The sequence below is a fragment of the Arthrobacter sp. Ld5 genome, assembly GCF_051172775.1.
Lineage (GTDB): Bacteria > Actinomycetota > Actinomycetes > Actinomycetales > Micrococcaceae > Arthrobacter_D.
In genome coordinates this window covers 1-19189 of sequence record NZ_JBPKBO010000014.1, presented here as the reverse complement: position 1 = coordinate 19189, position 19189 = coordinate 1, and the positions used below count along the sequence as shown (strand labels likewise).

Below are 19189 nucleotides of genomic sequence, written 5' to 3'. Positions count from 1 at the left end.
CATACCAGACGGCAAGCCGGAACCGCTAGGGCGGTCCCGCGGGCGCAGCCCGGCCGAGACGCTCCTGCCACGAAAGGCACCGCTGCCATGACCTCCCCCGAGCAGGCCGGCCCCCGGCACCAGATCGAATTCCGTTCCGTCACCAAGACCTACGACGGCGGCCGCCCCGCGGTCGACGACCTCACCATGGGGATCGAGCGCGGGAAGATCACCGTGTTCGTGGGCCCCTCGGGGTGCGGCAAGACCACCTCGCTGCGCATGATCAACCGGATGGTGGAGCCGACGTCGGGCCGGATCCTCGTGGACGGCAAGGACATCTCCGAGCAGAAGGCCTCCGAGCTGCGCCGGTCGATGGGCTACGTCATGCAGTCCTCGGGCCTCCTGCCGCACCGGTCCGTCCTCGACAACATCGCGACGGTCCCGCGCCTGAACGGCGTCCGGAAGGCCGAGGCGCGCACACGCGCGCAGGAGCTCCTCGCCGTCGTCGGTCTCGCCCACGAGCTCGGAAACCGGTATCCCGCGCAGCTCTCCGGCGGGCAGCAGCAGCGCGTGGGCGTCGCCCGGGCGCTCGCGGCAGACCCGCCCGTCCTCCTCATGGACGAGCCCTTCAGCGCCGTCGACCCCGTGGTCCGCGCGGAACTGCAGGAGGAACTGCTGCGTCTGCAGCGGGACCTCGCGAAGACCATCGTCTTCGTCACCCACGACATCGACGAGGCGACGGTCCTCGGCGACAAGGTGGCCGTCTTCGCCGTCGGTGGCCGCCTCGCTCAGTACGCCGCCCCCGAGGAGATCCTCCGTGCCCCCGTCGACGACTTCGTGGCCGGGTTCGTGGGGCGCGACCGCGGTTTCCGCCACCTGTCCTTCCAGCCGGGGGCGGGCGTCACGATCCACCCCGTCGAGACGATCGAGGTCGGGCAGCTCGCCGATCCGACGGTGTCGGTGCGCTCGCCGTGGACGCTGCTGGTCGACGCCGACGGCCGCCCCCACGGATGGGTGCCGCAGGCCACCCGCGACGGCATCACCCGGCAGGCCGACGCCGTCCCCGGGGGCTCCCTCTACACGCGCGGCGACACCCTCCGCCGCGCCCTGGACGCGGCGCTCTCCTCACCCTCGGGCCAGGGCGTGACGGTCGACGACGACGGCCGCGCCGTCGGCGTAGTCCATGCGGCCGAGGTCTTCGAACTCATCGAGGCCGCACGGCTCGTCCGGGGCCGCGCCGACCACAACACGGCGGTCTGAGCATGGACTGGTTCCTCGCAAACCTCGACTTCGTCTGGCTGCACACGCGCCTGCACCTCGTCCAGGCCATCGTGCCGCTGCTGCTCGGGCTGATCGTGGCGGTGCCCGTCGCCCAGTTCGCGCGGCTCAACGCCGTCGTGGGCTCCGTCCTGCTGACCGGGTCCTCCATCCTGTACACCATCCCCTCCCTGGCGATGTTCGTGTTCCTGCCCGTGGTGCTGGGAACCCGGGTCATCGACCCCGTCAACGTCATCGTCGCGCTCGCGATCTACGCCTTCTCGCTGCTCGTGCGTGCCACGCTCGACGCCCTGAACTCGATCGACGACGGGGTCCGGCAGGCCGCCGTCGCCATGGGCTACAGGCCCGTGCGGCGCTTCCTGGCCGTGGACCTCCCGCTCTCGCTGCCCGTGCTGTTCGCCGGGCTCCGCGTGGTCTCCGTCACCAACATCTCGCTCGTCAGCGTCGGCGCGCTGATCGGCGTCCCGAGCCTCGGGACCCTGTTCACGGACGGGCTGTTCCGGTCCTTCCCCACCGAGATCGCCGTCGGGATCATCATCATCCTGCTGCTCGCCCTCGTGATGGACCTCCTGCTCGTGCTCGCGGAACGGCTCCTGACGCCCTGGACGCGGACGGTCGGCGCCCGTGGTGCGCAGGACGCGGAGATCGAGTCCCTCGAGGCGAAGGTGGCGGGTGCCTGATGGAATACACGAGTGACAACCTGTTCGTCCAGATGTGGCAGTGGCTGACCGCTCCCGCCAACTGGGAGGGCGACCGCGGCATCCCGGTGCGGGTCGCCGAGCACCTCGGCTACACGGGCCTGACCATGCTCATCGCCCTGGCGATCGCCGTCCCGATCGGCCTCTACGTGGGCCACACGGGCCGCGGGCGCATCATGATCGTCTCCGGCGTCGGCATCCTCCGCGCCCTGCCGACGCTCGGGCTGGTCTTCCTGTTCGTGCTGCTCGCCGGCCTCGGCCTCATGCCGCCCATCTGGGCCCTCGTGCTGCTCGCCGTCCCGCCCCTGCTCAGCGGCATCTACGCCGGGATCTCCTCGGTGGACCGCTCCGTGGTGGACTCCGCGCGGAGCATGGGCATGGGGGAACGGCAGATCCTGCTGCGGGTGGAGGTGCCGAACGGGCTCCCGGTGATCCTCGGGGGCGTGCGTGCCGCCCTCCTGCAGGTCATCGCCACCGTCGCCGTCGTCGCGTTCATCAACCTCGGCGGGCTCGGCGTGTACCTCGTCGAGGGCACCCAGCTCGCCGACTACGGGCGCCTCTTCGGCGGTGCCGTGGTCATCACAGTCCTGGCGATCGCCGTCGATCTGCTCATGGCACTGCTGCAGAGAATCGTCATCTCACCCGGGCTCCGGACCCCGGACCGGGTGAGGACCCAAGGATCTGGCCGGCAGAAGGCCGTCGCCAGTGCACAAGGAGGAACAACATGAAGAACCTGTCAGTACGACGCGCCCGACGGCGCGCTTTGATGGGACTGGCTGGCGGCCTGACGGCCGCGCTGGCGTTGACTGCCTGCGGTGCGAACAGCGACCCTCAGGGGGAACCCCAGGAATCGGCTGCAGCGGACGGCGGGTCCGTCGTGATCGGTTCGGCCGATTTCCCCGAGAGCCAGATCGTCGCCGAGATCTACGCCGGGGCGCTGAACGCCGCCGGTGTCGAGGCCACCACCAAGCTCAACATCGGATCGCGGGAGATCTACTACACGGCCCTCGAGGACGGCTCGGTCGACATCATCCCCGACTACAGCGGCAACCTGCTGCTCTTCGCCGACCCCGAGGCGACCGCCGAATCGGCCGAGGACATCTACGCTGCGCTCCCGGACGCCCTGTCCGCGAAGTCGCCCGACGTGGACCTCACCGTGCTCAAGCCCTCGGAGGCCGAGAGCAAGGACGCCCTCGTGGTGACCGCGGCGACAGCCGAGAAGTACGGCCTCACCTCGATCGCGGACCTCGCGGAGGTCTGCGACGAGATCACCATCGGTGCGCCCAGCACGTTCCAGGAGCGTGCCTACGGCCTGCCCGGCCTGAAGGCGAAGTACGACTGCGAGCCCGGCGGCTTCGAGGCCATCAACGACGGCGGCGGGGACATCACGCTGAACGCCCTCCTGGACGACACCGTGCAGGCCGCGGACATCTACACGACGACGCCGTCGATCGACGACAACGACCTCGTGGTCCTCGAGGACCCGGAGAACAACTTCATCGCGCAGCAGGTGCTCCCGCTCATCAACGCCGACACGGTGAACGAGGACGCGCGGAACGTCCTGAACGAGGTGTCGGCCCAGCTGACCACCGATGACCTGCTCGCCCTGAACCGCGAGGTCAGCGGTGAGGAGAAGCGGAACCCCGCGGACGCGGCAGCCGACTGGCTCGCCGACAAGGGCCTCGCCGGCTGACCTCCGGCAGGCTGCTCCACCCGGCAGGGGCCCACCGCACGGCATCGTCATGCCACGCGGTGGGCCCCTGCTGTGGCATCCTGAAGAAATGGCCACCTACAAGCAGTCCGGCAAACTCCAGAACGTCCTCTACGACATCAGGGGACCGCTGCTCGAACACGCCATGACCATGGAGGCCCAGGGCCACCGCATCCTCAAGCTCAACATCGGCAACCCCGCGCCGTTCGGTTTCGAGGCGCCCGACGCCATCCTCGTCGACATGATCCGTAATCTTCCGGAGGCCCAGGGGTACAGCGACTCCCGCGGCATCTTCTCCGCGCGCACCGCCGTCGTGCAGTACTACCAGAGCCGCGGCATCCAGTCGATCGACGTCGACGACGTGTACCTCGGCAACGGCGTCAGCGAACTCATCACGCTGTCCATGCAGGCCCTGCTGAACGCGGGCGACGAGGTGCTCATCCCGACCCCGGACTACCCTCTCTGGACCGCGTCCGTGGCACTGGCGAGCGGCACGCCCGTCCACTACCTCTGCGACGAGGACAACCACTGGTGGCCGGACCTCGACGACATCGCGGCCAAGATCACGCCCAACACCAAGGGCATCGTGCTGATCAACCCGAACAACCCCACCGGGGCGGTGTACCCACAAAGCATCCTCGAGGGCATCGTGCGGCTGGCGCGCGAGCACGGACTCATCGTGTTCGCCGACGAGATCTACGAGAAGATCCTCTACGGTGACGCCGTCCACATCAACGCCGCCTCGGTGACCGGCGACGACGTCCTGTGCCTGACGTTCAGCGGCCTGTCGAAGGCGTACCGGATCGCCGGCTTCCGCAGCGGCTGGATGGCCATCTCCGGGCCCAAGCGCGATGCCGCCGACTACATCGAGGGCATCAACCTCCTCGCCAACATGCGCCTGTGCGCGAACGTCCCGGCGCAGCACGCCATCCAGACCGCGCTCGGCGGACACCAGAGCATCAACGACCTCATCCTGCCCGGCGGGCGCCTGCGCCAGCAGCGCGACAAGGCCGCGCAGATGCTCAACGCGATCGACGGCGTGAGCTGCGAAGTGGCGCAGGGCGCCCTGTACCTCTTCCCCCGGCTCGACCCCGAGGTCTACCCGATCAAGGACGACGAGAAGTTCGCCCTGGACCTCCTCAAGCAGCAGAAGATCCTCATCTCGCACGGCAGCGCCTTCAACTGGGTCAACACCGACCACTTCCGCATGGTGACGCTGCCGAGCGTCGAGGTGATCGAGGACGCCATCGGGCGCCTCGCGGACTTCCTGTCCACCTACAAGCCCTGATCAGTTCCGCCCCATCCGCAGGAGGCACCATGCCGAACGGGACCGACAGCACGGCCGAGACGCGCCGCCTCCTCCTGGCCGGGCCGGACTTCTCCCTCGACGCCGTCGACCCCCGGTCCACGCCCGGCGTCGACGGCGGCAAGAAGGAGGGGGCCGCGGCCCTCGCCGCGGGGGCGAACACCCTCGCGTCCCTGCAGGAGAAGCTCTTCGCGGAGAGCCGGGCCGGCAGCGAGATCGCCGTGCTGCTGATCCTGCAGGGGATGGACACCTCCGGCAAGGGCGGGATCGTGCGTCACGTCGTGGGGCAGGTGCACCCGCAGGGGGTGCAGCACCACGCCTTCAAAGCTCCGACCGAGCAGGAACGGCAGCACAGCTTCCTCTGGCGCGTCCGCCGGCAGCTGCCCGCACCCGGCATGCTCGGGGTCTTCGACCGGTCGCACTACGAGGACGTCCTGATCCACCGCGTGCGCGCCCTGTCGCCGGCGGAGGAGATCGAGAAGCGGTACCGGGAGATCCGCTCGTTCGAGGACCAGGTGGTGGGCGCGGGCACCCGGGTGGTCAAGGTGATGCTGCACATCAGCCAGGACGAGCAGAAGGCGCGGCTCGCCGACCGCCTCGACCGCAGGGACAAGTTCTGGAAGTACAGCCCGGACGACATCGGGGACCGCGCCCTCTGGCAGCAGTACCAGGAGGCCTACCAGCTGGCCGTCGAGAGGACGAGCACGCCGGACACCCCCTGGTACGTCGTGCCCGCCGACCGCAAGTGGTACGCCAGGCTCGCGGTGCAGCACCTGCTCACCGCGACGCTCGAGGACATGCAGCTGAGCTGGCCGCGGGCCTCGTTCGACGTCGCCGCCGAGCGGGAACGGCTGCACTCCTCCTGAGGCGCCGATCCGGCGGCAGGACAACGGACGACGACGGACCACGGAAGGATCCATGAGCGAGGAACGCAGGCGGGAACTCGGCGCGTCGGACGCGCCGGTCGAGGACGAACTCAAGGAATCGTTCGATGCGACCGTGGACGAGGGAGCCGAGCGGCTCCAGCGGACCATGAGGACCATCATCGTCACCGGCCTGTTCGGAGGGTTCGAGATCGGCCTCGGCATCATGGCATACCTCGCCGTGCTGCACCAGACCGGGGACGAACTGCTCGCCGGGCTCGCCTTCGGCATCGGGCTCGTCGCGCTGCTCCTGGCTCACAGCGAGCTGTTCACCGAGAACTTCCTGATGCCGGTCGCCGCAGTGGTGGCGAAGGAGGGCAGCCTGGCGCAGCTCGGCAAGTTGTGGGGCGGCACGCTCGTGGCGAACCTCGTGGGCGGCTGGGTCTTCGTCTGGATCGTCATGCAGGCCTTCCCCGAGTGGTCCACGACCGTGAGCGAGAGCGCACACCACTTCGTCGACGCACCGTTCTCCCTGCAGACCGTGGCCCTGGCCGTCCTGGGCGGGAGCACCATCACCCTGATGAGCCGCATGCAGCAGGGCACCTCGAACGATGTCGCGAAGATCGCGGCGACGATGATCGGAGGCTTCCTGCTCGCGGGCCTCGGGCTCTTCCACTCGATCCTCGACTCGCTGCTGATCTTCGCTGCGATCCACTCCGGCGCAGACCTCGGCTACGACCAGTGGCTCGGCTGGTTCGGGTACACCCTGCTGTTCAACATGCTGGGCGGGCTCGTCCTCGTGACCCTGCTACGGCTCGTCCGCACGAAGGAACTGATCCGGGAGCGGCGCGAGGACGCACCCTCCGACCCTGACGCCGCGCACGGCGCATGAGCGTGATGCGGACCCTGCCTGTCCGCGATCCCGCCTAGTCCGGCACCTCCACCAGCCCAGGAGGAGGCCGCTATGGAATGGAAGATCGAACTCGTGGACGTGCCGGTCAGCGACGTCGACCGCGCCATCGTGTTCTACCGCGATCACGTCGGATTCACGCTCGACCACGACCACCGTGTCGGGGAGGGCATCCGCTTCGTGCAGCTCACACCGCCCGGTTCCGCGTGCTCCATCGCGTTCGGCGAGGGCATCAGCGAGATGGCGCCCGGCTCGCAGCGCGGCGTCCAGATCGTCGTGGACGATGCCGAGCGCGCACGGACCGCGCTCCTCGACCGCGGCGTGGCGGCGAGTGAGGTCGACGACCAGCCGTGGGGCAGGTTCGTGCGCTTCACCGATCCCGACGGCAATGCCTGGGCGCTGCAGGAGCTGCCGGCCTCGCCCTAGTCCTGGGGCACAGGTCAGGCCCTACTTGCCCTCGGCCTTGTCGCGCGCCGCTGCCAGCCTCACCTTGGCGCCCTCGAGCCACGCCTCGCAGCGATCGGCGAGGGCCTCGCCGCGCTCCCAGAGCGCGAGGGACTCCTCGAGGCTCACGCCGCCGGCCTCGAGCCTCGAGACGACGCCGACGAGTTCCTCCCGGGCCTGCTCGTAGGACAGCGTGTCCACCGCGGTGGGGCTGGGGTCCGGCTGCTGGCTCTCCGTCATGGCATGGTCCTCGTCTGCTGGATGGCCCGCGCACGGGCCCGGGTGGGTGTCAGGGAATGGTCACTGGTGGGGCCGGGGACGTCCGCGCCCTCGGGGTCCGCGGTCACGGGGCTTCCCGCGGCGCATCGTCGATGACGGCCCCGAGTTGTCCGCCGGCGACGCGGATGCGCACGGTATCGCCGGGCGCCACGTCGGCCGGGGCCCTGACCACGTGCCCGTCCGTCCGCTGCACGACGGCGTACCCGCGATCGAGGGTGTTCTGGGGCGAGAGGGAGCGGACGCGCTCGCGGAGGTGGTGGACCGCGTCGGCGTCCCGTTCCACCGCGGCGGTGGTGGAACGCAGGGCCCGCGACCGCAGCCGCTCGACGTCGGCCTGCCGCACGTCGATCATCCCCTCGGGCCGCGCCAGGGAGGGGCGGGAGCGCAGGTTCGCGAGGCTCTCACCCTCGCGGTGCACGAGGACGCGGATGGACCGCTCGAGGGCAGCACGCGCCTGGCCGATCCGGCCTAGCTCCTCCGTGACGTCGGGGACCACGCGCTTGGCGGCGTCCGTGGGGGTGGAGGCCCGCAGGTCCGCCACCTCGTCGAGCAGCGGTCGGTCCGCTTCGTGGCCGATCGCGCTGACCACGGGCGTCGTGGCCCGCGCGACGGCCCTGACCAGCGACTCGTCGCTGAAGGGCAGGAGGTCCTCGAGGGCGCCGCCGCCGCGGGCGATGATGATGACGTCCACGTGGGGATCGGCGTCGAGAGCGGCCAGCGCCCCGGTCACCTGCGCCACGCTGTTCACGCCCTGGACGGCGACCTCCCGCACATCGAACTCGACGGCGGGCCACCGCAGGGCCGCATTCCGCATGACGTCCTTCATGGCATCCGAATCGCGGCCCGTGATGAGCCCGATGCGGTGGGGGAGCAGCGGCAACCGCTTCTTGCGCGCCGCCCCGAACAGGCCCTCCGCGGCGAGCGACTGCCGCAGCCGTTCGATGCGCGCCAGGAGGTCGCCGATCCCGACGGGCCGGATGTCGATGGTCTGCATCGACAGCCGTCCGGTCTTGACCCAGAAGTCCGGTTTGAGGCGCGCCACTACCCGGGAGCCCCGGTCCAGGGGGGAGGACACGCGGTCCATGACGCTGCCGTACACGGACAGGGAGAGTGACACCTCGGTGTCCACGTCCCGGAGCGTGATGTAGCACATGCTGGAGCGGCGGTTCAGTTCGATGACCTGCCCCTCGACCCACGCCGCCGGCGCCCGGTCGATGTGTGCTTTGAGCTTCTCCGACAGCAGGTGCAGCGGCCATGGCGCGTCCGGCGACGTCTCCGCCGCCGTGGCGGGGATGGTCGACGCCGTCGGTGCCTGGCCCGTGTCACCGGTGGGCCGCGCCCTGATGCCCTCGCTCGTCATGGGTGTCCTGTCCTCGGGATGGGTGCGGACACGTCTGCTCGTGGAGTCCGCACTGTTCATCTCTACCATCCCTCACCCCCGGGGGCAGGTGCGGCGGGCGTATGTGCGTCCCGGGCCGCCGGGCGCGCGGGCATTGCTCAGCCCAGAGCGGAGCGGCGTCCGAACACGAGGGCGCAGCCCGGCGAGCCGGTAGAATCGGCCCATGACCAGCACCACCGTTCAGGTCCCCATGCCCACTGTCCCGCGCCGGCGCCGCACGCCGGCCGAGGTGTTCGCCGCCGCGCCGATCGCGGGCGAGAGGAGAGTGCTGCTCGCGGCCCCCCGCGGGTACTGCGCCGGCGTGGACCGTGCGGTCATCGCCGTCGAGAAGGCCCTCGAGCACTACGGCCCGCCGGTGTACGTGCGCAAGCAGATCGTGCACAACCTCCACGTCGTCTCGACACTCGAGGCGAAGGGCGCCATCTTCGTCGACGAGACCGACGAGGTCCCCGAGGGGGCGCTCGTCGTCTTCTCGGCCCACGGGGTCTCGCCCGCCGTCGTGCAGTCGGCGGAGGACCGCGGGCTGCGCACGATCGACGCCACCTGCCCCCTCGTGACGAAGGTGCACAAGGAGGCCCAGCGCTTCGCGCGGGACGACTTCGACATCCTGCTGATCGGCCACGAGGGCCATGAGGAAGTCGAGGGGACGGCCGGCGAGGCCCCCGACCACATCCAGATCGTCAACGGACCCGAGGACGTCGACAAGGTCCAAGTGCGCGATCCCGAGCGCCTCATCTGGCTCTCGCAGACCACGCTGAGCGTCGATGAGACCATGCTGACGGTGAATCTTCTCAAGGAGCGCTTCCCCACGCTGCAGGATCCGCCGAGCGACGACATCTGCTACGCCACATCCAACCGGCAGGCGGCCATCAAGAAGATCGCGCCGCAGACGGACCTCGTCATCGTGGTGGGATCGGCCAACTCCTCGAATTCCGTCCGCCTGGTGGAGGTCGCGCTCGAGTACGGTGCCCAGGCGGCGTACCGCGTGGACTTCGCGAACGAGGTGGACGAGTCCTGGTTCGAGGGCGTGGCGACGGTCGGCATCTCCTCCGGGGCCTCCGTTCCGGAGAACCTCGTGCAGGACGTGCTGCGGCTGCTCGCCGAGTACGGCTACGGGCAGGTCGAGGAAGTGGTCACCGCTGAGGAGGACATCATCTTCTCCCTCCCCAAGGAGATCCGCGCCGCCCTCAAGGCGATGGGGGACCCGTCGCAGGGCCGGGGCGGACGCGCGTCCGACCGCACCTCGCTGAACTGACGCTCCCGGCGCTGCCGTCGAGCCCGTCGCGCCCCCGGCGGGCCGCCCGGTCCTAGCCCGCCGTCCCGTCGAGGAGTTCGTGGGCGGTGAGGGAACGCGGGGTGGCGTCGATCGATGCGGCCGCCTCGCCGGCGGCCGCCGGACTGCCGATGCGTTGCGCACGGGCAGTCCCGAGCAGGCTCACGCCCGCGCCGTGGCTGCCGGCCTCGGAGCCCTCGGCCGCCGCGTCGACGACGTCGAGTGACGCCGAGTCGAACGCCCCGATGCGCCGGGCCGTGGGCAGGACCCTCGACTCGAGGGCTCCGACGAAGCTGTTGTACCGCTCCACCGATGTCTTGAGCGAGGACCCGAGGCGGGTCACGTGGCCGCCCATCGTGCCGAGGCGTTCGTACAGCTGCTTGGACAGGTCGAACAGTTCCCGCGCGTTGTCGGTCAGGACGGCCTGGCGCCAACTGAAGGCGGCGCCCTTGAGGATGCCGAGCAGTGACACCGGCGAGGCGAGGGCTACGCTGCGGTCGAACGCGTAGTCCAGCAGTTCGGGATCCGCGCGCAGGGCCTCCGACAGCACGGACTCGACCGGGATGAAGCAGATGACGAGCTCCGGGGAGTTCGTCGCCCCGTCCCAGTACTTCTTGCGGGCGAGGGCATCGATGTGCGCCCTGAGCGCCTTGCTGTGCTGCTTCAGCAGCTCCGTGCGCCGTGCCTCGAATCCGGCCACGGCGTCCGTGGAACCGTCGGCTGCGCCCGCCAGCTCCTGCGCGGCGAGGAAGGCGCTGAGCGGCACCTTGGCGTCGATGACGATCTGCTTGTCGCCGGGAAGCTGCACCACCATGTCGGGGCGCGCCGTCGCGCCATCGCTCCCGGCCGAGACCGAGACCTGCTCGAGGAAGTCGACCCGCGACAGCATGCCCGCGGCCTCGACGACGCGCCGGAGCTGGATCTCGCCCCACTGGCCGCGTGCGCTGTTGCTGCGCAGGGCGCCGGCGAGGGAATGCGTCGTCGACAGCAGCAGGGCATCCGCCTCGCGGGACTCCTCGAGTTGCCGGGCGAGCTGCCCGTACTGCTCCACGCGGTCACGCTCCAGCAGGCCCACCTGGCGTTGGACCTGCGTGAGCTTCTCCGCGACCGGCGCCAGGGCGCGCAGGACGTCATTGTCCGTCGACGTCTTGCCGGTCAGCTCACGATTGTGCTGCTGCAGGAGATCCCGCTGCGCCGCGGCTGCCGCGAGGTCAGTCGTCGTGCGTCCGAGGCGGGCAGTGGCGTCGTCGAGCTCCGTTCGCAGTTCGGCGGAACGCGGCCCGAGGGAGCGCGCCACGACGAGGGCGCCCACGGCGCACCCGAGGACGAAGGCGAGGAGGACGAGGAGGACGGCGGTTGAGCTCATGCCCACACTGTCGCAGGAACCTCGGACATTCCACGACACCGCTCGCCGGTAGACTTGTCTCCCGTGGCTCTTACTATCGGCATCGTCGGACTGCCCAACGTCGGCAAATCAACCCTCTTCAACGCCCTGACGCGCAACAACGTCCTGGCGGCGAACTACCCGTTCGCGACGATCGAGCCGAATGTCGGCGTGGTCAACCTGCCCGACCCGCGACTCGCGCAGCTGGCCGAGGTCTTCGGGTCCAAGCAGATCCTGCCCGCCACCGTGTCCTTCGTGGACATCGCCGGCATCGTGAAGGGCGCCTCCGAGGGGGAGGGCCTCGGCAACCAGTTCCTGGCGAACATCCGTGAGGCGGAGGCCATCGCCCAGGTGATCCGCGTGTTCGACGACCCGGACGTCATCCACGTCGACGGCAAGGTGGACCCGAGCTCCGACATGGAGACCATCAACACCGAACTGATCCTCGCCGACCTGCAGACGCTCGAGAAGGCCATCCCGCGCGTCGAGAAGGAAGTGAAGATCAAGAAGCGCGAGGCCGCGCAGCTGGCCGCCATGCAGTCGGCGCAGTCCGTCCTCGAACGCGGCGATACGATCTTCGCCTCCGTGGTCAGCGACAAGCTGGAGATGGAGCACCTGCGCGAGCTGAGCCTGCTCACGGCCAAGCCCTTCATCTACGTGTTCAACGTCGACGACGCCGTACTCGGCAGCGCGGAGCGCCAGACGGAACTGCGGGAGCTCGTCGCACCGGCCGACGCAATCTTCCTCGACGCCAAGCTGGAGGCCGACCTCGTGGAACTCGACGAAGCCGAGGCCCGCGAGATGCTCGAGATGAGCGGCCAGGACGAGTCGGGCCTCGACCAGCTCGCGCGCGTGGGCTTCCATACCCTGGGCCTTCAGACCTACCTCACGGCAGGTCCGAAGGAGAGCCGGGCCTGGACGATCAAGAAGGGCGCGACGGCGCCCGAGGCCGCCGGTGTCATCCACTCCGACTTCCAGCGCGGCTTCATCAAGGCCGAGGTGGTCTCCTTCGACGACCTCGTCGACGCCGGGTCCATGAGCGAGGCCAAGTCCCGGGGCCGGGTCCGCATCGAGGGCAAGGAATACGTCATGTCCGACGGCGACGTGGTTGAATTCAGATTCAATGTATAAATAGATCGCTGGCTCGGCGAATTTATCACTGAATATTTAATCTTATCGAATTGTTTCAGATACTTAGCAGGCACCTTTGCCTCGGCTCTGGCAGTCTTGTGAAGAATCAGTAGCCGCTGGGCCGCCTCCTGGGATGACGACCCTCCCGATGGTGGGACGGTCTCCTGGTGACCGTGTCGTCGTGGCCGGTCTGCGTTATGCATTGGCATCCGGACCTACTTCTCCTGCGGGGCGGAGCCTCGCTGCGGTCACATCCGCGTCGGCAGTCAGTGTCCCTGGTGAGAGCGTCTTCGGTTCCGGCAGTAATGGGTTCTGCGCTTGCGTAGATTCGTTGCCTGGTGTTGGTAGGGTCATGATCGTCATGGTGCTGGTGATTCTGGTCCGGCACTAAACCGGTTGTATCTTCAGGGGGAATTTCTATGTCGCGTGTGTTGTCGACCGAGCAGGCGAAGGCCGCTATCGGTCAGGTGCAGTCGATCATCAACGGTGGTTTCACGGATCAGATCTCGGCGCTGGATGCGCAGGGCAAGATCCTGTCGGATCCGAACGTGTGGGACGGGCCTCTGGCCTCGCAGTTCCGTGGGTCGACGTGGCCGGAGACGAAGGCTGCCCTGGACAAGGCCCGCCAGGAGCTCGAGGAGCTGCGGACGCAGCTGCAGAAGATCTCCCAAGACATCTTCTCCGCCGGCGGCGGCGCCTGAGCACGAGCTTTTCGCGGTGCGTCCCGCTGATCGCGCCACGTGGAGTGGTGCGGTCAGCGGGATCGGCACGGAGACGGTGGTTCCCCCGGTACTGGATCCTCCGGACCGGGTTTTCGCTGAGCGGATCTTTTTGAGGTTGTTCTGCCCTGTGCGGGGTGTCCCCCCGCCGGTCGTGGTTGTCGCAGGTCTCTTCTCTTGTAAGTCTTTTTTCGTGCTTTTCCCGTGCGGGCCTCTGCCCGGCGGATGTGCTGATTTTTCCTGTTGTTTTCTTGCTGGAACTACCGGCTCCGCATGCTCCTCGCCGCCGGTGGCTTCGGACAATGACCCCTACCGGATGTCGAGGAGCCGTATTGGGTAGGGTTCGTCGTGGCGCATGCCTGTTCATTTGTCTGGGGGAGTTTGAATGAATTTCGATACGGGGGTCGCCGATCGTCTGATCGGCGCATGTCGAGATGCGGCACGTGCGTTGCAGGATCAACGCGGTGGACGGGAGTCGGTCTCAACGGTTGCTCTTGCGGAATTCCGGGGCGTGTTCGCGGACTGTTTCCGGGAGAATGTTGCCGCTGAACGGGCGGCCCGTTCCGAGTTGGTCCATATGCTGGATGATGTCGCCCGTCAGGCCCAGGAAGCGAAGAGCGCCGCGGAGGTCGAGCAGCGTCGCTTGGATGAGTTGAGGGCGTGGGCCTTTGCCGCCGGCTGGGCTAGCGCCGGCAGCGGTATTGCAGTGGATGTGGGGCCGCGCCCGTCCACGGAGGAGACCGACCGTCCGTCGGTGAACGTGGACACCGCACGGCAGGGCCTGCGTGCCTGGGCGAGCGGAAGCACTACTGGTGCGAGTTCCGCTGACCCTGCCACCCTGGACTCCGCGGTGTCGACCTTCAGAATCCTGGACGACACAGTCCGGGGTGCGGCTGGCAGAACCGGTGCAGCAGCGTCCGAGTTCGAGCAGGAATGCTCTTGGGCGCACTCTGATCTCAGCGCTGTCGGTACCGGGCTGCGGCGGTTCCTGGAGGACAACCATCAGGACGCGACCCGGCTTTCCGACATCGCTTCGACGTTCCGTGCTGCCGGTGGCAGCGGACATGTCGGTCAGGTGACGGTATCGAACGACGTTCTTGTGCTTGCCACCGTACCGGCGTCCCTATCGGGTGCGGCGCTGCTGAGCTATCTGTCCACTGCGACGCCAGCGGATACCAAAGCGCTGGCGACATTGGCCGGATGGCAGCAGACCCTTCAGCGCATGGGTCCATCGACGATCGGGGCCTGGTGGTCGGGCATGACCACGGGGGCGGGCACCACCGCGGACGTGGCCGGCGCCTCGCAGCGGCAGGAGCTGCTGCTCGCTGCGGCTCCGGCGATGTTCGGCGCTTTGGACGGGATGCCCGCGCTGGCCAGGGTACGGGCCAACCAGTTGAACGCGGCGAACCTGCTCCGGGCGGCGGAGAAAGATCTGGAAGCAGCTCTGACGTCGTCGGGGGTCGGGCAAGCCCGCCATGACCCGAACCGAACGAAGATGCTACAAAATGAGGTGGCATACCTGAAGCAGGTGGGAGCCGGGGACGTGCAGCTCTACCTCTATGACCGGGATCGATCCCGGATTGTGGAAATGATCGGCACTCCAGACCCCGACACACGGCACGTGGTCACCTATGTCCCGGGGACGTTCACCGGACTGAACAGCTTCTACACCGGCGGGGTGCAGCAGGTGTCGAAATACATCAATGATGAGGTGTCGGGGACGGTGGCTTTCGTCTATAAGGATGGTCGATTTCCCGGGGAGGAGGACACCGCCGGCGGTCCCAACATGGGAAGAATCGGCGAGGCGAACGATCAGGACTTTGCACGCGCGTCTGGGCAGCAACTGGCATCCTTCGAGTCCGGGATGCGCGCGGATCCCCACCTGAACGGTGCCGAACAAACCGGCGTCGGGCACAGCTGGGGCCTGGCGAACATCACCAGCTCCGAAGTCGCCGGGGCCCGGTATGACAAGGTGATTTCCCTCGCCGGAGCCGGGATGCTTCCGGATTGGGAACCACGGCCGACTACGGAATACTCGAACCTGTACTACCACGATGTGCTCATCCATGGTCAGGGCGCTACCAACCCCTTCACGAATAAAGGGGTTGTGTGGGATGGGAACAACCCGATTCGTCGCGACGAGTTCGACCAGTACTTCTACCGCGGACCCGACGACGACGAACTCGACGGTGCGATCAACAGCATCGAAGAAGGGAACATCCTCATGGACAACCACAGCCTCATCGCCACCGACAGCGAGGACAACATGAAAGCGCTTAACAACATGCTGAAAATTATTAGTCGATGAGGGCGCGTAGCAGGGCCATGACGTTGTTGCTGGTGGGTCTGATCGGGCTTGCCGGTTGTGCCGGGAACCCGAACGCAGATCCGACCGAGCCACCTGCGCCAACGGCCGCTCAAACACAGGAGGAACCGATGAACGCTGAACTCACCTGGCAGGAAGCCAAAGCCCACACCCAGGCCATGGAAGCGGAGATCGCCGCGCTGATCCCGAAGGATGCTGTTCTCTCGATCGATCAGAAGAAGACGGGCACGCTTCTGTCCTGCAACGAGACCCAGCACCACTGGGCTGCTTCAACGACGGTGACGGTCGCCGAAGGAACCGAGATAGAGCCCATCGTGAAAACCATCGAAGCCCACTACCGGGAAAACGGAACCGAAGTATCCGTCGATAGGGATGTGAATGAAAACTATCAGATCCAAATCGACCCGCCCGCTCCAGGGGAGAGTTATCTCGTCTCCGAAGGATTTTCCCCGAACGAGATCCGTATCGCATCAGGATCTGCGTGTTTCACCCTGCCGGAGGGCATCTATCCGGGCGGCGATTTCTGAAGGCCTGGTTCGTGGGGGATGGAAGTTCTCACACTGACCATCCCGGCCGAAAGACCTCGACCTGTTCCACCCTACTTTCGCCACGCCTGATCTGACGGCGTTCTGCCGCCTCGACGATTTGCGGCAGGTTCTTCGGCGCCTTCAGTTAGGCGCCATGCAAGTGGACTTCAGCAAGAGTCATTGCTGATGAACGAGGGGTGCTGATGGTAAGCGAAAGTCCGCGACGCGAATCGCGCAGGCAAGGATTCGGGTGGTTGTGGAACCTCCTCGGGATAGCCATCATCCTGATCGGGCTGGGTGTCGTTCTGAGCCCCCGTCTAGACAAGATCGCTGTCGAGACTGTGCGCTGTGAAATTGTCTCAGCGGAACCGAGAACTGCGTCGGGCGGGTCGAGAGGGTCAGTGTCGACTTCAGAGGTCTTGGTTGAAACAACTGACTGCGGCCCTATTGTCATTGATCAGGGGGTGGATTTCGAAAATGAAGAGGAAGTTGCTTCCTCGTTCGCGGTCGGTTCTGAATACGATTTCGATATTGGCTGGTATTCCCGAGTCGTAATGAAGAATGTGCTCGGTAATCTACCGTCCGCGCAGGACTATCGGCCGGTAAAGTGATTCACCAGCACTGATTGGGTGATTGGGCGATTAGCATGGCAGCTCTGAGAGAGCAGTATCCTGAAATAGTCGAACACACGCGCACGGGTGTCCTTGGCCTGAAGCATCACTGGACGTATCTGCTTATCGACGGTCAGGGGAAGGAACGAAGGCTGCACAGTACAGACGAGGTGCTTGACGCACTCGAGTCCAGGCACGGTCATCAGGATGCTTATCTCTGTATGCATCGAGCGGCGGATCTTTTTCGTGAGGGACGGTCGGGGTGGATTGGATTTCCCCCAGGAGCTTTCGTCGTGGATCCGACTGATTCGCCGCACTGACGCCGCACCATGTGCATGGCCGTGGGTCTCGCAATATAGGCCGACCGACGAGGCCCACACGGATGAACGATCTGCTCGAAGCCGATGGCCGCGAGGTGGCCGCAGCAGCGCCCGGTGAGCCCGCAGTGACACGCGTGGTGGCTTCAGCATGATCCGCTGGTGAATGTCGTAGCAGACGTTATTCGGCTACGGAACGTGGTTGAATTTAGATTCAATGTATAAATAGATCGCTGGCTCGGCGAATTTATCACTGAATATTCAATCTTATCGAATTGTTTCAGATACTTAGCAGGCACCTTTGCCTCGGCTCTGGCAGTCTTGTGAAGAATCAGTAGCCGCTGGGCCGCCTCCTGGGATGACGACCCTCCCGATGGTGGGACGGTTTCCTGGTGACCGTGTCGTCGTGGCCGGTCTGTGTCATGCGTTGGCATCCTGACCTATTTCTGCTGCTGGGCGGAGCCTCGCTGCGGTCGGTTCCGGGTCGGCAGTTAGCGTCCCTGGTGAGGTGTCTTCGGTTCAGAGGGCAATGGGTTCTTTACTTGCGTCGATTCTTTGCCTGGTGTTGGTAGGGTCATGATCGTCATGGTGCTGGTGATTCTGGTCCGGCACTAAACCGGTTGTATCTTCAGGGGGAAGTTCTATGTCGCGTGTTTTGTCGACCGAGCAGGCGAAGGCCGCTATCGGTCAGGTGCAGTCGATCATCAATGGTGGTTTCACGGATCAGATCTCGGCGCTGGATGCGCAGGGCAAGATCCTGTCGGACCCGAATGTGTGGGACGGGCCGCTGGCCTCGCAGTTCCGTGGGTCCACCTGGCCGGAGACGAAGGCGGCCCTGGACAAGGCCCGTCAGGAGCTCGAGGAGTTGCGGACGCAGCTGCAGAAGATCTCCCAGGACATCTTCTCCGCCGGCGGCGGCGCCTGATAAGACCTGTTCCCGGTCCTCCCTCCGAGGTCTCACCTCCGGAGGGAGGACCGGGCTCTCCGCCTTATGCAGGCGGGCGGCTGTTCGGTTTTTCCGGCCGACGCCCTTTCCATCTACGGACGGCATGGTCGTCGATGAATCTCCTGCCCGGGACACGCATGTCCGGGCAGGCGCAGTGATGCGATTTTCTTCTTTTCCAATTTTATCCAGTGGGGGCCCTGGTCGTGACCGAGTTCGTTGAGATGCCGTTATTGCCGGACGATCCGAATGGGCGGTTCGACTACACGGCCGCTGGGGAGATGAAGTCGGCGTTCGAGGCCGAAGCGGCCCGGTTGGATGGTCAGGCGGGGTCCCGGGCTTCGTACGTGAGCGCGGCGCGTGAGGATTTCAAGGGCCGGTTCTCGGAGATGTTCCAGGACAATGCCACGACCGCTGCCACTGATGCGACCGCACTGGCTTCGGCGTTGCGCACCGTGGCCGGGTACGTGGGGCAGATGATCACGGCCGGGCATGCGGAGGACGACCGGCGCCGGAAGAGCAACGAGTGGGTACGCGAGCACAATGACCGCAACACGCTCGAGAAGATCGGCGACTTCTTCGGGGGCGAGGAGGAGCGGCCGGATTCGACGCCGGGGAAGGCTCCGTCGTTCGCGTCGACTTCCGCGCCTACGGGGTCCCGCCAGACCCCGGGGCCCGGTGGCGGGTATGGGGGCGGGACGTCCTCGGCGCGGCCCTCGAACCTGCGCACGTTCGCGAGCAGTGCGCGTGGACTGGATGACGGATTGGCGTCGGCGCCGGGTGCTCTGGCGGGCCAGTTGTCCTCCTTCGCGTCGAGCTGCTCGTGGGGAACGATCGAGGCCTCCGGGGTGATCGCTGCGTACCGGAACTACCTGCAGGCCAACGAGGACGATGCGGCGTGGGCGGTCACGATCGCCGACGCGTTCGCGGCGGCCGGTGGTGAGGGTGCCGTGTCGACGGTCTCGGATGCGGGCCTGGGGGAGGCGCTGGCCGCGGCCGGGATGAGCGCGACCCGCTCGGCCCTGTCGATCGATCCGCCGACGGCGTACGGTGCGGTGCCGACCACCGGGTATGCGAATGATCCGGTGAAC

Annotated in this window: 18 protein-coding genes and 1 pseudogene; 16 read left to right on the top strand and 3 right to left on the bottom strand. The window is 66.9% G+C overall.

Annotated features, from left to right (window positions below; translation table 11 throughout):
- Positions 1-87: 87 nt before the first annotated feature.
- The 8 genes from ACSGDB_RS04400 (at position 88) to ACSGDB_RS04365 (ending at position 7171) form a co-directional block, all read left to right on the top strand.
- The gene (locus ACSGDB_RS04400) at positions 88-1239 is read left to right on the top strand and encodes an ABC transporter ATP-binding protein (RefSeq protein WP_434993161.1); all 1152 of its coding nucleotides are present in this window, start codon (positions 88-90) and stop codon (positions 1237-1239) included.
- A gap of 2 nt (positions 1240-1241) precedes the next feature.
- Positions 1242-1937, top strand: a complete 696-nt coding sequence (locus tag ACSGDB_RS04395; RefSeq protein WP_434993159.1) for an ABC transporter permease — start codon at positions 1242-1244, stop codon at positions 1935-1937.
- Positions 1937-2683, top strand: coding sequence for an ABC transporter permease (locus ACSGDB_RS04390; RefSeq protein WP_434993157.1), 747 nt, complete (start codon positions 1937-1939; stop codon positions 2681-2683). The genes ACSGDB_RS04395 and ACSGDB_RS04390 overlap by 1 nt, the downstream gene beginning before the upstream one ends.
- The gene (locus tag ACSGDB_RS04385; RefSeq protein WP_434993155.1) at positions 2680-3648 is read left to right on the top strand and encodes a glycine betaine ABC transporter substrate-binding protein; all 969 of its coding nucleotides are present in this window, start codon (positions 2680-2682) and stop codon (positions 3646-3648) included. The genes ACSGDB_RS04390 and ACSGDB_RS04385 overlap by 4 nt, the downstream gene beginning before the upstream one ends.
- An 88-nt stretch (positions 3649-3736) precedes the next feature.
- On the top strand, positions 3737-4954 hold the full coding sequence (locus ACSGDB_RS04380) for a pyridoxal phosphate-dependent aminotransferase (protein WP_434993152.1): 1218 nt from the start codon (positions 3737-3739) through the stop codon (positions 4952-4954).
- 29 nt (positions 4955-4983) lie between these two features.
- Positions 4984-5838, top strand: coding sequence for a PPK2 family polyphosphate kinase (locus ACSGDB_RS04375; RefSeq protein ID WP_434993149.1), 855 nt, complete (start codon positions 4984-4986; stop codon positions 5836-5838).
- 52 nt (positions 5839-5890) lie between these two features.
- Complete coding sequence (locus ACSGDB_RS04370) at positions 5891-6727, top strand: formate/nitrite transporter family protein (RefSeq protein WP_434993148.1); 837 nt, start codon at positions 5891-5893, stop codon at positions 6725-6727.
- 72 nt (positions 6728-6799) lie between these two features.
- Positions 6800-7171, top strand: coding sequence for a VOC family protein (locus ACSGDB_RS04365; RefSeq protein WP_434993146.1), 372 nt, complete (start codon positions 6800-6802; stop codon positions 7169-7171).
- 21 nt (positions 7172-7192) lie between these two features.
- Here the strand turns inward: ACSGDB_RS04365 and ACSGDB_RS04360 are convergent, their stop codons facing one another.
- Both ACSGDB_RS04360 and xseA read right to left on the bottom strand, forming a co-directional pair.
- Positions 7193-7429, bottom strand: a complete 237-nt coding sequence (locus tag ACSGDB_RS04360; protein WP_434993145.1) for an exodeoxyribonuclease VII small subunit — start codon at positions 7427-7429, stop codon at positions 7193-7195.
- A gap of 103 nt (positions 7430-7532) precedes the next feature.
- Complete coding sequence (gene xseA / locus ACSGDB_RS04355; protein ID WP_434993143.1) at positions 7533-8828, bottom strand: exodeoxyribonuclease VII large subunit; 1296 nt, start codon at positions 8826-8828, stop codon at positions 7533-7535.
- Positions 8829-9030: 202 nt separating this feature from the next.
- Between xseA and ACSGDB_RS04350 the strand changes: the two genes are divergently transcribed.
- Positions 9031-10122, top strand: a complete 1092-nt coding sequence (locus ACSGDB_RS04350; RefSeq protein ID WP_434993141.1) for a 4-hydroxy-3-methylbut-2-enyl diphosphate reductase — start codon at positions 9031-9033, stop codon at positions 10120-10122.
- Between the two features lie 52 nt (positions 10123-10174).
- On the opposite strand, the gene ACSGDB_RS04345 is transcribed toward ACSGDB_RS04350, so the two are convergent.
- Entirely contained in the window at positions 10175-11506 is a 1332-nt protein-coding gene (locus ACSGDB_RS04345; protein ID WP_434993139.1) for a DNA recombination protein RmuC, read from the bottom strand.
- 63 nt (positions 11507-11569) lie between these two features.
- Here ACSGDB_RS04345 and ychF point away from each other — a divergent pair, with 63 nt between their 5' ends.
- The 7 genes and pseudogenes from ychF to ACSGDB_RS04310 form a co-directional block, all read left to right on the top strand.
- Complete coding sequence (ychF, locus tag ACSGDB_RS04340; protein WP_434993137.1) at positions 11570-12655, top strand: redox-regulated ATPase YchF; 1086 nt, start codon at positions 11570-11572, stop codon at positions 12653-12655.
- A 419-nt stretch (positions 12656-13074) separates the two neighbouring features.
- The gene (locus tag ACSGDB_RS04335) at positions 13075-13356 is read left to right on the top strand and encodes a pyrophosphorylase (RefSeq protein ID WP_394251278.1); all 282 of its coding nucleotides are present in this window, start codon (positions 13075-13077) and stop codon (positions 13354-13356) included.
- Positions 13357-13759: 403 nt separating this feature from the next.
- Positions 13760-15682 carry a hypothetical protein gene (locus ACSGDB_RS04330; protein WP_434993134.1) on the top strand — a complete coding sequence of 641 codons (1923 nt, stop codon included), beginning with the start codon at positions 13760-13762 and terminating at the stop codon, positions 15680-15682.
- A gap of 17 nt (positions 15683-15699) precedes the next feature.
- On the top strand, positions 15700-16227 hold the full coding sequence (locus tag ACSGDB_RS04325; RefSeq protein ID WP_434993133.1) for a hypothetical protein: 528 nt from the start codon (positions 15700-15702) through the stop codon (positions 16225-16227).
- Between the two features lie 401 nt (positions 16228-16628).
- On the top strand, positions 16629-16838 hold the full coding sequence (locus ACSGDB_RS04320; protein ID WP_434993130.1) for a hypothetical protein: 210 nt from the start codon (positions 16629-16631) through the stop codon (positions 16836-16838).
- Positions 16839-17798: 960 nt separating this feature from the next.
- Entirely contained in the window at positions 17799-18080 is a 282-nt protein-coding gene (locus tag ACSGDB_RS04315) for a pyrophosphorylase (RefSeq protein ID WP_394251278.1), read from the top strand.
- Positions 18081-18304: 224 nt separating this feature from the next.
- Positions 18305-19189, top strand: a pseudogene (locus ACSGDB_RS04310) (DUF6531 domain-containing protein); the annotation flags it as partial.

What these genes read in the sequence shown, in the direction of transcription:
- ACSGDB_RS04400 (WP_434993161.1), top strand. Translation starts at nt 88, where the DNA reads ATGACCTCCCCCGAGCAGGCCGGCCCCCGGCACCAGATCGAATTCCGT.
- ACSGDB_RS04395 (WP_434993159.1), top strand. Translation starts at nt 1,242, where the DNA reads ATGGACTGGTTCCTCGCAAACCTCGACTTCGTCTGGCTGCACACGCGC.
- ACSGDB_RS04390 (WP_434993157.1), top strand. Translation starts at nt 1,937, where the DNA reads ATGGAATACACGAGTGACAACCTGTTCGTCCAGATGTGGCAGTGGCTG.
- ACSGDB_RS04385 (WP_434993155.1), top strand. Translation starts at nt 2,680, where the DNA reads ATGAAGAACCTGTCAGTACGACGCGCCCGACGGCGCGCTTTGATGGGA.
- ACSGDB_RS04380 (WP_434993152.1), top strand. Translation starts at nt 3,737, where the DNA reads ATGGCCACCTACAAGCAGTCCGGCAAACTCCAGAACGTCCTCTACGAC.
- ACSGDB_RS04375 (WP_434993149.1), top strand. Translation starts at nt 4,984, where the DNA reads ATGCCGAACGGGACCGACAGCACGGCCGAGACGCGCCGCCTCCTCCTG.
- ACSGDB_RS04370 (WP_434993148.1), top strand. Translation starts at nt 5,891, where the DNA reads ATGAGCGAGGAACGCAGGCGGGAACTCGGCGCGTCGGACGCGCCGGTC.
- ACSGDB_RS04365 (WP_434993146.1), top strand. Translation starts at nt 6,800, where the DNA reads ATGGAATGGAAGATCGAACTCGTGGACGTGCCGGTCAGCGACGTCGAC.
- ACSGDB_RS04360 (WP_434993145.1), bottom strand. Translation starts at nt 7,429, where the DNA reads ATGACGGAGAGCCAGCAGCCGGACCCCAGCCCCACCGCGGTGGACACG.
- xseA (WP_434993143.1), bottom strand. Translation starts at nt 8,828, where the DNA reads ATGACGAGCGAGGGCATCAGGGCGCGGCCCACCGGTGACACGGGCCAG.
- ACSGDB_RS04350 (WP_434993141.1), top strand. Translation starts at nt 9,031, where the DNA reads ATGACCAGCACCACCGTTCAGGTCCCCATGCCCACTGTCCCGCGCCGG.
- ACSGDB_RS04345 (WP_434993139.1), bottom strand. Translation starts at nt 11,506, where the DNA reads ATGAGCTCAACCGCCGTCCTCCTCGTCCTCCTCGCCTTCGTCCTCGGG.
- ACSGDB_RS04335 (WP_394251278.1), top strand. Translation starts at nt 13,075, where the DNA reads ATGTCGCGTGTGTTGTCGACCGAGCAGGCGAAGGCCGCTATCGGTCAG.
- ACSGDB_RS04330 (WP_434993134.1), top strand. Translation starts at nt 13,760, where the DNA reads ATGAATTTCGATACGGGGGTCGCCGATCGTCTGATCGGCGCATGTCGA.
- ACSGDB_RS04325 (WP_434993133.1), top strand. Translation starts at nt 15,700, where the DNA reads ATGACGTTGTTGCTGGTGGGTCTGATCGGGCTTGCCGGTTGTGCCGGG.
- ACSGDB_RS04315 (WP_394251278.1), top strand. Translation starts at nt 17,799, where the DNA reads ATGTCGCGTGTTTTGTCGACCGAGCAGGCGAAGGCCGCTATCGGTCAG.